Source organism: Rheinheimera sp., assembly GCF_037442345.1.
Taxonomy (GTDB): Bacteria; Pseudomonadota; Gammaproteobacteria; order Enterobacterales; family Alteromonadaceae; genus Pararheinheimera.
Window position 1 is genome coordinate 175,475 of sequence record NZ_JBBIQL010000001.1, and the last position, 12,336, is coordinate 187,810.

The window sequence follows — 12,336 nt, forward strand, 5'->3', positions numbered from 1 at the left end:
GCTGGGTTATCAATCCAATACCGCTTTCAGGCGGCTTTGCATCGATTCGTTCACCTGCAAAGGCACTGCCGGTGGGATCACCAGCGTGGTATGCAAGTAGAGTTCGGCCTGCGGCAATTCAGCCAGTTTTATTTTGTCCATTCTGGGCTTGCCCACAGGTAAAGTGCAAGCTTCATAAAGCACCACCTGATGATCCGGCGGATACTGCTCGGATAACAGCTCGACCAATAACGCCAGCCGCTGCTGATTGGTGCTGAAACGGGCCACTGATAAATCACCGGCCACGCCAATTTGCCATAAAATCAGGTAAGCGCTGGGGTCGATAGTGCGTTTGAACATCATCAGCTGCGTGGTTTCATACTGCTGACAACCAACCCGGCCCGGGTCTATGCCTAAATCAGCGATCAGGCAGTCTTCCGCCGACACCCCAGGCTCCATATGAGCAGCAAAACCTTCGGCTCTGGCCTGAGCCATTGCCTGATGCGGCACCTGGGCAAATACACCGGGGTGGCCATAAAAAGCGCCAACCACTTTTTTACCGGCCCGCACTTCGGTCAGAATGGCGTCCACCATCTGGCGGTAACTCTGGTTTCTGTCCTGCCCTTCCTGATAATAGGGCTGCAGGCTGCGTACATCCGGGTGCAGGCTTTGCAGCCATTTTTCCACCACACCATGCGACATCAGCGCAAACACCACATCGGCCTGCTGAATATAACTCTGACTTATGGGCGTAATATGCGCCGCCATCATCATGCCAGTGCCAACACAAACCAAACTACCTGATGTTGTTGTCATTTTCTTTACCTGTCTGTCGCGTAAGGTGGTTGTTGTGTTAACTCTTGCCACTGTGCACGGCTTAAACACCAGTGCATATAACCATCCCGGCTGAACTGGTAGCGGATAAAGAGCCGTTTCAGCAAACCTGGTGCAGCTGCAGTGCTGATTTGATGTTTCGCCACCACGGCCTCTAACCCCAGTTGGTTAAAACCATAATTAATCAGGCCTGACAGCACAGGCACTGAATAGCCTTTAAAAAAGAATTCGGGAAATAACATCAGACCAAACTCAGCGCTGGCTGGTGGCACAAGCGTCAACGCAGCTAAACCAACTTGCTGCCCTTGCGGATTCCAGACCACCCAATACAGGTACCCCTGACGGCCCGCCGCCAGCACTTTTTCAAGTAAGGCCAGAGCGTCTGCTTCCGTAAGTACCGGGCCTATCTGCTGCATTACCTCTGCACAACTAAACAAGGCAATAAAGAGTGACTCATCCGCCCTGGTCAGTGGCGCCAGTCTGAACCCTAAGTGTTCAATAGGCTGCTGTTGCATTACTACCTGAAGTTATTCATTATTTTTATCAAACCACTGTAAAAGCATTCAGCAAAGCGAACAAGTGTTATCTGTTTACTCAAGGCGAAATCAGCAGCAAAGTGCCGAGTCTCGTGGTTCGGAGTCAGAAGTCCGGTTTGATAAATTAGTTTCCGCTCCCCCTGTAGTGGGGCCCAACTTACTCAGCTACACTGGTAAAAAAACTGACTGAAGGCGTCTATGCTGAACCTCACTGCAGAGTGTATCCGTCGTCGAGCCTGGTTGAGCCTGCTACCAGCTATCTGGCTCTGGAGTTGTTTTCCGTTACTGGCGGCCCCCAGCAAAAGCCTGCTACTGAGTTACACCAGCCACCCGGAAGTGGAGCAAAAGTTTATTCCGTTGCTGCGTCTTGCCTATCAGAACCTGGGCTACCAGGTACGTTTTATTAATGTGCAAAGCGACCGTTTTCCGCTGCTTATTCAACAACAACAGGTTGATGGAGATGTAGGGCGGCTGATTCAGATGACCGAGTTAGTCTCGGTCACAGTCCCCGTCTACCACCTAACTGATGCTCAGGTCAGCTTGCGTTGCAGACCTGGTATTCGTTGCGAAGAATCCATGTTGTACCAACAGGATGAACTTATCTACACCACAGCCAATACCCAGATTTACCAGCATTTAAAGCTGCACTTTCACGCACGAATGGAAACCAGCCGCGATTGGCAACATATTGTTGAGTTGTACAAACTGGGGCGGGTTGACCGCTTTATCTGGGTTGGCACCGCAGGGGTAGTGCCTGATGGTATCAAAGAAACCAAAGCGGTGTTGTTGAAAACACCAGCGCTGCCGCTCTACCACATACTGCACCAATCCAAAGCCGACTTAGTGCCTTTGGTACGTTCAGAACTGGAGCGGCTCAGCAAAATCGCCGCAAACCCAACCGCAACTCAGGCTGGCACTTAGAGTGCTACTCAGCTAAAATACGCCACCTTTTTTCAGTGTTAACTTTTTTACGGGCTACAACACCAATGGGCAAAAAGCTGCACATTAAAACCTGGGGCTGCCAGATGAACGAATACGATTCGTCCAAAATGGCGGACCTGCTGGATGCCACCCATGGCTACACTCTGACCGAAGATGCAGAAGACGCAGACGTGATTCTGCTGAACACCTGTTCGATCCGCGAGAAAGCCCAGGAGAAGGTATTCCACCAACTGGGTCGCTGGCGTCCGCTGAAAAAGAAAAACCCGAACCTGATTATTGGGGTCGGGGGTTGTGTGGCGTCCCAGGAAGGCGCGGCCATTCGTGAGCGCGCCCCTTATGTCGATATCGTATTTGGCCCGCAAACCCTGCACCGGCTGCCAGAGATGATTAACGCTGTGCGTGGCAGCAAGTCACCTGTTGTTGACGTGTCATTCCCTGAAATAGAAAAATTTGACCGCCTGCCGGAACCCAAAGCCGAAGGCCCAACCGCCTTTGTGTCCATAATGGAAGGCTGTTCCAAATACTGTACCTTCTGTGTGGTGCCTTACACCCGCGGTGAAGAAGTCAGCCGTCCGCTGGACGACGTATTGCTGGAAGTAGCGCAGCTGGCGGATCAAGGGGTGCGTGAAGTGAACCTGCTGGGTCAGAACGTCAATGCCTACCGCGGTGAAAAACACGACGGCAGCATTTGCCATTTCTCTGAACTGCTGCGTTTAGTGGCGGCTATTGATGGCATTGACCGCATCCGTTACACCACGTCGCATCCGGTGGAGTTCACCGACGACATTATTGAAGTGTACCGTGACGTGCCTGAGCTGGTCGATCACCTGCATTTGCCGGTACAGTCCGGTTCTGACCGTATTCTGGCGCTGATGAAACGCAATCACACCGCCATTGAATACAAATCAAAAATTCGTGCGCTGAAAAAAATCCGGCCGAATCTGTCGATGTCGTCCGACTTTATTATCGGCTTCCCGGGAGAAACGGCGGAAGACTTTGAGCAGACCATGGATCTGATCAAAGCGATGAACTTCGATTTAAGCTTCAGCTTTATTTACAGCGCCCGCCCTGGTACCCCAGCGGCCGACTTGCCGGACGATGTGCCGGAAGAAGAGAAAAAGCAGCGCCTGTATATTCTGCAGGACCGCATCAACCAGCAGGCGCAAAGCATTGCCCGCGCTATGCATGGCACAGTGCAACGTGTGCTGGTTGAAGGTCCGTCGAAAAAAGACATTATGGAGCTGACTGGCCGCACCGAAAACAACAGGGTAGTGAATTTCGAAGGCTCACCGGATATGATTGGTCAGTTTGTTGATATTGAGATCACCCATGTGTTTGCCAACAGCTTAAAAGGCAAAGTGATCCGCACCGAACGTGAGATGGATTTACGCCGTGCCGTATCCCCAGCCTCTATTCTGGCGAAAGCGCCAAAAGCAGATGAGCTGGGGGTCAGCAGTTATATACCCTAGTCACTTGAAATTGCGGGGAGACGGCAAGCCAGTGAGACCCCAGGAGCATAACAACCTATGTGACTGAGGCGAGATGGTGCAGCCAACAAAGCCGCAGCTTCAAGTACGACGGGTATATGCCTTAAGGCGAAATCCGGTGATTCAACAAAGGGTGCACAGCGCCCTTTGTTTTTCCAGGAACCAAACAGAGACAGGACATTGGACAACCCCATTACCAGCCTAGATTTTGCGTTAACTCCTTTTGACCCGCAGCGCCTTGCTTTGTTGTGGGGACCATTTGACGACAACCTGCGCCAGATAGAAAGGCGTTACCGGGTCCAAATTTCGTACCGGGATAACGAAGTGCATTTAGTCGGCCTGACCGCTCAGCTGGAGCCGGTGAAACATATTCTGGAATTACTGATGGCTGAGACCGTCAATGCCCAAGGCAAAGCCGTCGCGCTGACCCCTGAGCAGGTGCATCTGGTCATTCAGCAACAGCAGCAGGACCCGGACGAACAAGGTTCGGATGAAGTTAGCATCAAAACCCGCAAAGGCTCCGTCAAAGGCCGAAACGCCAATCAAAGCCGCTATGTGAAAAATATCCGTCAGCACGATGTTACTTTTGGTATTGGCCCTGCGGGTACAGGCAAAACTTATTTAGCTGTGGCCTGCGCTGTGGATTCGCTGGAAAAAGGCGAGGTGCGCCGCATCGTTTTAACCCGACCTGCGGTGGAAGCCGGTGAAAAACTGGGCTTTTTACCCGGCGACCTGACCCAGAAGGTCGACCCTTACCTGCGGCCTTTGTACGACGCTTTATTTGAAATGCTGGGTTATGAAAAAGTCGAAAAGTATTTAGAGCGTGGGGTGATTGAAATTGCGCCTCTGGCCTATATGCGTGGCCGCACTTTGTCGGACGCCTTTATTATTCTGGATGAAAGCCAGAACACCACAGTAGAGCAGATGAAAATGTTTCTGACCCGCATTGGTTTTAACTCCAAAGCGGTGATTACCGGTGACGTCACCCAGGTGGATTTACCACGGGGCCAGTACTCAGGTTTAAAACATGCGATGGATGTGCTGTCCGAGGTACCGGAACTGAGCTTCAACTTCTTTAAAGCCAAGGACGTGGTACGCCACCCTGTGGTACAAAAAATTGTACTGGCTTATGAAGCTTTTGATGCGAAAAAGCAGGCAGCGGCCGACGCCGCCAAAGCCGTAACATTGGGGTCAGAGTCAAAGGCGACATCCGACCTGAACCCCAAACAAAGCTGAGGATTTTATGGCCGTTATTCTGGATTTGCAGCTGGCCAGCAACGCCGCAAATTTACCCACTGAAGCGCAGTTCCAGCAATGGCTGGATGCAGCAGTGTTACCTTTTCAGCAGGACGCCGAAGTGACCATCCGTATAGTGGATGAAGACGAAAGCCGTCAGCTGAATTTTGATTACCGCGAAAAAGACAAACCAACCAATGTGCTGAGTTTTCCTTTTGAGCTGCCGCCAGGGGTGGACGAACTGCCGCTGCTCGGCGATTTAGTGATTTGTGCCGCAGTGGTAGCCACTGAAGCGGCAGAACAGGGAAAAGCACTGCATCACCACTGGGCTCATATGGTGGTGCATGGTTGTCTGCATTTATTGGGGTATGACCATATCGAAGATGCCGACGCTGAAGAAATGGAGCAGGAAGAAATTCAAATCCTCGCCACACTGGGCATAGAAAACCCTTATATTCTGCCGGATTAACTGATATCTTAATTTTTTATTCGTTTGGAGCTGAAAGTTTTATATGGGTGACGACCATTCTCACTCTAGCAAGGGTTCTGCGAAGTCCTGGTTAGAGCGTATAGCCGCCATTTTTACCGCAGAACCACAGGATTTATCCGATCTGGTCGAGATTATTCAGGAAGCTGGCCGTCGCGAGCTGATTGATACCGACACCCAGCGTATGCTGGAAGGTGTACTCGATGTCTCGAAAATGCGCGCCCGTGACATTATGGTGCCACGCAGCCAGATGGCAACCCTCAATATCAACCACAGCCTGCAGGAACTGATGCCAGTGCTGCTGGAAAATAATCACAGCCGCTACCCAGTGGTCAACGAAGACAAAGACCATATTGAAGGTATTTTGCTGGTCAAAGACTTGCTGGCCCATGCACTGAAAGGCGAAACCGATCTGGACCTGCGGCCTTTTCTGCGCCCGGCGGTCATTATTCCGGAAAGTAAACGTGTCGATGCGCTGCTCAAAGAGTTTCGCCAGAAACGCTACCATATGGCGGTGGTGGTCGACGAATACGGTGGTGTGTCGGGTCTGGTCACCATTGAAGATATCCTCGAACAAATCGTTGGTGAAATTGAAGACGAACACGACGATGAAGAAGATGTCGATATTAAACAAATGGCCAGCCATGTGTTTCAGGTCAGCGCCTTAACACCGGTCGATGAGTTTAACGAAAGTTTTGGCACCTCATTTGACGAAGAAGAGGCCAGTACCATAGGCGGCATTGTGTTGCATGCCTTTGGCCATATGCCGGAAAAAGGTGAAACCATCGAACTGCAACAGCTGACCTTTAAAGTCAGCAAAGCCAATAACAGACGCCTGGTGCAACTCCAGGTGATCAAAGCCAAACCCCCGGCAGAACCGCCGTCGGAATAAAGGAAGAACATCTTGTTGTTGTTACGGACCTCTTTCTTACCAGCCCTGCTTCTTGCAGGGCTGGGCGCATTCAATACTCTGGCTTATGCGCCTTACAGCGCTCATGCCATTCCACTTTTTACCTTAACAGCGCTGGCCATTATGGTGCTGCGTGCTCCCAGCTGGAAACAGGCCGCTTTGTATGGTTTTAGTTATGGTCTGGGCTGGTTTGCGGTGGGCATCAGTTGGGTGCATGTCAGCATAGCCACTTTTGGCGGCATGCCGCTGATTGCCAGCCTGGGTATTATGGCGCTGCTGGTGTTGTATTTATCCTTCTACCCGGCGCTGGCTGCTGCTTTGGCCTGGCGTTTTCGTGCCACTAAAGCCTGGCCGCTGCTGCTGGCCGCCTGCTGGTTGGTCGCTGAAAACCTGCGCAGCTGGGTGCTGACCGGTTTTCCATGGTTATCGGTCGGTTACAGCCAGACCAGTGGTTTTCTGGCGCCCTGGGCACCACTGATAGGTGAAGTCGGCATCAGCTTTATGATGCTGTTGTTTGCTGGCAGCTTTGCGGTGTTCGCGCTGCGCCGGCAGTTTGGCAGCGTGGCTGTCACTGCGCTGCTATTTGCCGCCACGCCTTTTCTTGGTGCTGTTAAGGGCTGGCAGGCCACAGACGACAAAGTGTCTGTGGCTTTGGTGCAAGGCAATATTCCACAAAACCTGCGCTGGGAGCCGGCCGAAGAAGCCAACACCATGAAAAAATACATGGAACTGTCGCGGGAGCATCTGAACCATCAGTTGATGATTTGGCCAGAGGCCGCCATTCCTCAGCTGGAGCCACTGGCGCTGGCCTACCTGATTAACCTGGATATGCTGGCCGCCGAGCGGGAAACCGCGGTGGTCACAGGTATTCTGGACTACAAAACCAATGGCGACGCCTACAATGGCATGATTGTGCTTGGCCGGTACCACAATGCCGTCACCCAAGGTGATTACAGCTACGGCACCAGCAACCGCTACCAAAAGCACCATCTGTTGCCTATTGGTGAATTTGTGCCTTTTCAGTCAGTACTGCGCCATGTCGCGCCGTTTTTTAACCTGCCGATGAGCAGTTTCAGCCGCGGTGACTGGCAGCAACCGAACCTGCAGGCCAATGGTTATCAGTTGTTGGCAGCACTTTGTTTTGAAATTGCGTTTCCACGCCAGATGGTGGCGAATTTCAACGACGACACCGACTTTCTGTTAACGGTCAGCAATGACGCCTGGTTTGGTGAATCCATAGGGCCACATCAGCATCTGGAAATTGCCAAAATGCGGGCGCTGGAATTAGGCCGCCCGCTGCTGCGTGCCACCAATAACGGCATTACCGCTGTGATAGCGGCGGACGGCACAGAATTGGGCCGCCTGCCACAGTTTGAAGAGGGGGTGTTGTCATTGCAGGTGCCGCAAACCACAGGCCGGACTTTGTACAGCCAGTTGGGCGACTGGCCTCTGAACTTAGTCAGCCTGCTGGTACTGGCTGCTTTCTGGCTACGCCAGCGGTTTAGCGCCGCCAGATAACACGCTTAAGCAAAGACGGTAACCACCTGCCGGCTTAACCCAACCAAAGCACCGGCAGGGTTCCATAAACGCGAGCTGATCAAATGATAGCCATCGGCGCCCTGCTCTATTTCTGCGGCATAGGACCAAAACTCTTCGCCGTTAAAACCAGTCCAGCCCGGCAATAACTCTAAGGTCCAGGTCAATGAACTGGCCGGTGCGGGCTGAGGCAATAAGCCAAGGCTCACCGGCCACCAGGCGTCTATTAATGCCAACAGCTCTGGCAAACCGGCTTCAGACTGATGCGCTTTTAAGCGGTTACGGCCCGCCAGTACCCGCTGGCTGCCACCACTGTAAGGCCAGGCACCAGCGTCCAGCATAAAATCAATGTGTTGAGTAAATTCCGGCACCCCAGGCGCCGCCGGCATCTGCCAGCCTCTATGCTGACTGATGCTGTTATGCTGCAATTCAGGCAACAACGGTAAATCCAGCTTTGACTCTCGGGCTACACCAAAACTGGCCAGCAGCACCAGCGCCACCTGGCCTTGCTGTTCAATTTCCACCAGCGCCTGCGTCACCGATTTGCCCTGTCGTAAAATCCGGCGGCTGACAGTCGCCATGCCGGGTTCCAGCGGAGCAACAAAAGAGACCGTCAGCGAACGGATATCTGCGGCGCTGACCGGCCCATTTAATAAATGCTGCGCTGCTAAGGCCGCTGCCATACCGCCAAATAGCGCCCTGCCCTGGCCCCAGCCAGCAGGCACCTCAATCTGTACCTGATCGGACTGGGCTGCAGAAAACTGCTGCATTACCTGTAAAAACTGCATTTCAACCTCATTAGCTGGCCCCGGGCTGCACGTTTCGCTGCAGCCCTGTCGATATGGTCGCTATCTTAGTTTTCTGACGGCTCCGCTTCCAGATCTTTTATTGACACGGTGCCACGGGCTTCGTCATTGCGTTGCTGCAGCTTGACTAAATACTTCAGCAGTTCAGGCGGAAAGCGGTGCAGATAGGGGTCGCCATTTATTTTGGTGATATTGACCGAGCTACCACCACCAAACTCCTGTCGGGTGCCATAAATATCGGTCACAATCCAGTCATCAATCAGAGCATACATAGTGTCGGCATCCTGCAGTGCGTCTTTTTCTGCCGGTTTCAGGTATTGATTTAAATGCGTTCTGAGGTCCTGCTGGAAATTTGGAAAGTAGCCGGCATTACGCTGGTAAAAGCTGGAGACCAAAAAGTTGTCGCCGGCCGGATAGGTACCGCGGTTGGAATTAATAAAATCAAAGGCGTTCGCCTGCAGAGCCCGCATCACATTTTCGCCGGTGTAAGCAAACTTGCGAATACTGGGACTGCCAATATAACCTTGGTACAAGCCATAGAGTACCAGAGGATCGTGGTCGAACTTTACCTTCAGCACTTTGTGCTGAATGTCGTTCAGACTCAACTGCACCCCTTCAATTTTCAGCAGCTTACGTTGCAATAAGCCGCCCTCTGCCGTGACAAACTCCTCCAGGTATTTCTTCGGATAGACTTTATTGATTTCATCTATCACCACCAAATTGTACAGATTCAACCAATAGGCCAGTTGCTCATTGGCAGTCAGGGTATTGAGCGCCACTTCACTGGGCAGCTGCTGCAGGCTTTGCCGTATCGCGCTGACATTGTCATTTAGCTCAGGTAATTTTCGAAACTGTTCGTAATGAAATTTGTTGCCCGCCAGAATAGTGCGGGTTTTGTATTTATTGGTTAAGCGGGTGCCTGTATGGGGCACCTCAGCTTTGGCCTTCTGCCGGTTGACCGGGCCAGACAGCAAGACCGACGAGCGCAGCACAAAGTCCCAGTCGGCGTAATCAATGACAATTTTGGAGTTGGGGTCGTCACCAAACCAATGCGCAGGTAATTCCTGCTCGCGGGCCTCAATGCCCCATGCAAACAGGACAATCAAGGGGAGTACTAACCAAGAGGTTTTCATTCTGGTGGCTCCTTCGATCTAATCACTGAACTGACAGTCACAGCCTGCAAACTGAACAGGCTGACCTGACTGGCTCCTTAGTTTTGCCCAGCTGCCTCGCCCAGATCTTTCACTGTGACGGTACCTAAGTTATTTTCATTGCGGTGTTTCAGCTCTTTTAACCGGACCATCAGCTCAGGAGAGAAACGGCCATAATTCACCGAGCGACTTTGCAAGGCATCACTCAGTAATTCCGTATTGGCCACTTCGCTGGTTTCCGCTGAGCCACCAAGCTGGCTGAACGCCCCTATAAATGCAGCATTATTGGTGGCCACACTGCCGCCAAAATTCTGGGTGGAACCGTAAATATCGGTGACAGTCCAGTCATCAATTTTTGCCACCAGCTTTTTCGCATTATCCAAAGCGTTCTGGTCGGTCATGCTCAGGTATTCTTTTAAATGCGCAGATAAATCCGCTTTAAAATCAGGGAAATAATCGGCATTGCGCTGATAGAAGTTCGCGACCAGAAAGTCTTTACCGGCTGGATAAGTACCGCGGTTCGAGTTGATAAAATCAAAGGCGTTGGCGGTCAGGGTGCGGCGCACATTATCACCGGTATAGGCATGTTTGCGGATGCTGGGGCTGCCAATATAGCCCTGGTACAGGCCATACAATATCAGCGGGTCCCGGTCGAATTTCACTTTCAGCACTTTGTGCTGAATATCATTCAGACTGAGTTCCACCCCTTCCACTGTGACGGTTTTACGCGCTAACAACCCATCATCGTCAGTGACAAAATCTTCCAGTTTCTTTTCTGGATAAATTTTATTGATTTCATCGACCACCACCACGTTATACAGGTTCAGCCAGTAGGCCAACTGCTCGTTATTGGTCAGCAGGTTCAGCGGAATCTCACTGGGTACCCGCTGCAAACTGTCACGGATAGCGCTGATACTTTGTTTTAATTCAGGCTCCTTACGAAATCGTTCGTAAAAGAACTTATTGCCGGCATTGATGGTTTTGACGTTGTAGTTGTTTTTCATCCTTGTACCGATACTGCCACGGTCTTCCGGCGCTTCTTCCCGGCTTGGCGGACCAGACAACAGCACAGAGGCTTGTAAGATGTAATTCCAGTCACTGTAATCGACAGTGATTTTGGAGTTAGGGTCTTCGCCAAACCAGTGTTTTGGCAATTCCGGCTCGCTGGCCTGACTGCCCAGTGCACACATCAGGGCTGCGAATGCTGATAACCAGTATTTTTTCATCAGAATCACTCCTTTGTTCTGCTGATTAATTTTGTGCAGACTCTTCTTCCAGATCTTTCACTGTGACAGTACCACTATGGCGTTCATTGCGTTGTTTCAGTTCTTTTAACCGCACAATCAGCTCCGGAGAGAAGCGGCCATAGTTCACAGAACGTCTTTGTAAGGCATCGCTGAGCAATTCAATATTAGAGTCTTCACGGGTTTCCGGCGGACCATCAATGCGACTGAACGCTCCCAGGAAAGCCGCATTGTTATTCGCCACACTGCCGCCAAAATTCTGGGTGGAACCGTAAATATCGGTGACAGTCCAGTCATCAATTTTTGCCACCAGCTTTTTCGCATTATCCAAAGCGTTCTGGTCGGTCATGCTCAGGTATTCTTTTAAATGCGCAGATAAATCCGCTTTAAAATCAGGGAAATAATCGGCATTGCGCTGATAGAAGTTCGCGACCAGAAAGTCTTTACCGGCTGGATAAGTACCGCGGTTCGAGTTGATAAAATCAAAGGCGTTGGCGGTCAGGGTGCGGCGCACATTATCACCGGTATAGGCATGTTTGCGGATGCTGGGGCTGCCAATATAGCCCTGGTACAGGCCATACAATATCAGCGGGTCCCGGTCGAATTTCACTTTCAGCACTTTGTGCTGAATATCATTCAGACTGAGTTCCACCCCTTCCACTGTGACGGTTTTACGCGCTAACAACCCATCATCGTCAGTGACAAAATCTTCCAGTTTCTTTTCTGGATAAATTTTATTGATTTCATCGACCACCACCACGTTATACAGGTTCAGCCAGTAGGCCAACTGCTCGTTATTGGTCAGCATATTCAGCCGGATTTCATCCGGCACTTTCTGCAGGCTTTCGCGAATACCTTTAATGGTCGCCTTTAATTCGGGGTTCTTACGAAAACGCTCGTAAAAGAACCTGTTACCGGCATTGATGGTTTTAACGTTGTACTTGTTTTTCATTTTGGTGCCGATACTGCCACGATCTTCCGGCGCTTCTTCCCGGCTTGGCGGACCAGACAACAGCACTGAAGCCTGCAGTACATAATCCCAGTCACTGTAATCAATAGTGATGGCGGAGTTTGGATCGTCACCAAACCAGTGTTCGGGCAGTTTCTGTTCGCTGGCCTGACTGCCTAGCGTAAAAGCCATGAAAACAGATGCCATTAACCAGTGCTTGTTCATAGGGGGGTCGCTCC

General features: G+C 51.4%; 12 protein-coding genes. 6 read left to right on the plus strand and 6 right to left on the minus strand.

Translation table 11 applies throughout. The annotated features are described in order from the left end of the window. Nucleotides 1–9: 9 nt before the first annotated feature. Nucleotides 10–795, minus strand: a complete 786-nt coding sequence (locus WKJ04_RS00820; protein ID WP_337878687.1) for an SAM-dependent methyltransferase — start codon at nucleotides 793–795, stop codon at nucleotides 10–12. A gap of 5 nt (nucleotides 796–800) precedes the next feature. Beyond that, nucleotides 801–1,328: a GNAT family N-acetyltransferase gene (locus tag WKJ04_RS00825; RefSeq protein WP_337878688.1), complete on the minus strand. Its 528-nt coding sequence runs from the start codon at nucleotides 1,326–1,328 to the stop codon at nucleotides 801–803. A 219-nt stretch (nucleotides 1,329–1,547) separates the two neighbouring features. Here WKJ04_RS00825 and WKJ04_RS00830 point away from each other — a divergent pair, with 219 nt between their 5' ends. The 6 genes from WKJ04_RS00830 (at nucleotide 1,548) to lnt (ending at nucleotide 7,929) form a co-directional block, all read left to right on the plus strand. After that, entirely contained in the window at nucleotides 1,548–2,270 is a 723-nt protein-coding gene (locus WKJ04_RS00830; RefSeq protein WP_337878689.1) for a hypothetical protein, read from the plus strand. Between the two features lie 65 nt (nucleotides 2,271–2,335). Beyond that, nucleotides 2,336–3,760: a tRNA (N6-isopentenyl adenosine(37)-C2)-methylthiotransferase MiaB gene (miaB, locus tag WKJ04_RS00835; protein WP_337878690.1), complete on the plus strand. Its 1,425-nt coding sequence runs from the start codon at nucleotides 2,336–2,338 to the stop codon at nucleotides 3,758–3,760. Nucleotides 3,761–3,958: 198 nt separating this feature from the next. Further along, nucleotides 3,959–5,014 (plus strand): PhoH family protein, encoded by a 1,056-nt coding sequence (locus WKJ04_RS00840; protein ID WP_337878691.1) that lies wholly within the window; start codon nucleotides 3,959–3,961, stop codon nucleotides 5,012–5,014. A 7-nt stretch (nucleotides 5,015–5,021) separates the two neighbouring features. Then, on the plus strand, nucleotides 5,022–5,483 hold the full coding sequence (gene ybeY / locus WKJ04_RS00845) for an rRNA maturation RNase YbeY (RefSeq protein ID WP_337878692.1): 462 nt from the start codon (nucleotides 5,022–5,024) through the stop codon (nucleotides 5,481–5,483). Between the two features lie 43 nt (nucleotides 5,484–5,526). Then, the gene (locus WKJ04_RS00850) at nucleotides 5,527–6,393 is read left to right on the plus strand and encodes a transporter associated domain-containing protein (RefSeq protein ID WP_337878693.1); all 867 of its coding nucleotides are present in this window, start codon (nucleotides 5,527–5,529) and stop codon (nucleotides 6,391–6,393) included. A gap of 12 nt (nucleotides 6,394–6,405) precedes the next feature. Beyond that, a complete protein-coding gene (gene lnt, locus WKJ04_RS00855; protein ID WP_337878694.1) occupies nucleotides 6,406–7,929 on the plus strand; it encodes an apolipoprotein N-acyltransferase in 1,524 nt (507 codons plus the stop codon). A 5-nt stretch (nucleotides 7,930–7,934) separates the two neighbouring features. Here the strand turns inward: lnt and WKJ04_RS00860 are convergent, their stop codons facing one another. From WKJ04_RS00860 to WKJ04_RS00875, 4 genes are all read right to left on the minus strand, one after another. Beyond that, a complete protein-coding gene (locus WKJ04_RS00860) occupies nucleotides 7,935–8,735 on the minus strand; it encodes a thioesterase family protein (protein WP_337878695.1) in 801 nt (266 codons plus the stop codon). Between the two features lie 65 nt (nucleotides 8,736–8,800). Next, on the minus strand, nucleotides 8,801–9,886 hold the full coding sequence (locus WKJ04_RS00865) for a DUF547 domain-containing protein (protein ID WP_337878696.1): 1,086 nt from the start codon (nucleotides 9,884–9,886) through the stop codon (nucleotides 8,801–8,803). Nucleotides 9,887–9,963: 77 nt separating this feature from the next. Beyond that, nucleotides 9,964–11,130 carry a DUF547 domain-containing protein gene (locus WKJ04_RS00870; protein ID WP_337878697.1) on the minus strand — a complete coding sequence of 389 codons (1,167 nt, stop codon included), beginning with the start codon at nucleotides 11,128–11,130 and terminating at the stop codon, nucleotides 9,964–9,966. A 25-nt stretch (nucleotides 11,131–11,155) separates the two neighbouring features. Beyond that, nucleotides 11,156–12,289, minus strand: a complete 1,134-nt coding sequence (locus tag WKJ04_RS00875) for a DUF547 domain-containing protein (RefSeq protein ID WP_337878698.1) — start codon at nucleotides 12,287–12,289, stop codon at nucleotides 11,156–11,158. Nucleotides 12,290–12,336 lie beyond the last annotated feature (47 nt).

What these genes read in the sequence shown, in the direction of transcription:
- WKJ04_RS00820 (WP_337878687.1), bottom strand. Translation starts at nt 795, where the DNA reads ATGACAACAACATCAGGTAGTTTGGTTTGTGTTGGCACTGGCATGATG.
- WKJ04_RS00825 (WP_337878688.1), bottom strand. Translation starts at nt 1,328, where the DNA reads ATGCAACAGCAGCCTATTGAACACTTAGGGTTCAGACTGGCGCCACTG.
- WKJ04_RS00830 (WP_337878689.1), top strand. Translation starts at nt 1,548, where the DNA reads ATGCTGAACCTCACTGCAGAGTGTATCCGTCGTCGAGCCTGGTTGAGC.
- miaB (WP_337878690.1), top strand. Translation starts at nt 2,336, where the DNA reads ATGGGCAAAAAGCTGCACATTAAAACCTGGGGCTGCCAGATGAACGAA.
- ybeY (WP_337878692.1), top strand. Translation starts at nt 5,022, where the DNA reads ATGGCCGTTATTCTGGATTTGCAGCTGGCCAGCAACGCCGCAAATTTA.
- WKJ04_RS00850 (WP_337878693.1), top strand. Translation starts at nt 5,527, where the DNA reads ATGGGTGACGACCATTCTCACTCTAGCAAGGGTTCTGCGAAGTCCTGG.
- WKJ04_RS00860 (WP_337878695.1), bottom strand. Translation starts at nt 8,735, where the DNA reads ATGCAGTTTTTACAGGTAATGCAGCAGTTTTCTGCAGCCCAGTCCGAT.
- WKJ04_RS00865 (WP_337878696.1), bottom strand. Translation starts at nt 9,886, where the DNA reads ATGAAAACCTCTTGGTTAGTACTCCCCTTGATTGTCCTGTTTGCATGG.
- WKJ04_RS00870 (WP_337878697.1), bottom strand. Translation starts at nt 11,130, where the DNA reads ATGAAAAAATACTGGTTATCAGCATTCGCAGCCCTGATGTGTGCACTG.
- WKJ04_RS00875 (WP_337878698.1), bottom strand. Translation starts at nt 12,289, where the DNA reads ATGGCTTTTACGCTAGGCAGTCAGGCCAGCGAACAGAAACTGCCCGAA.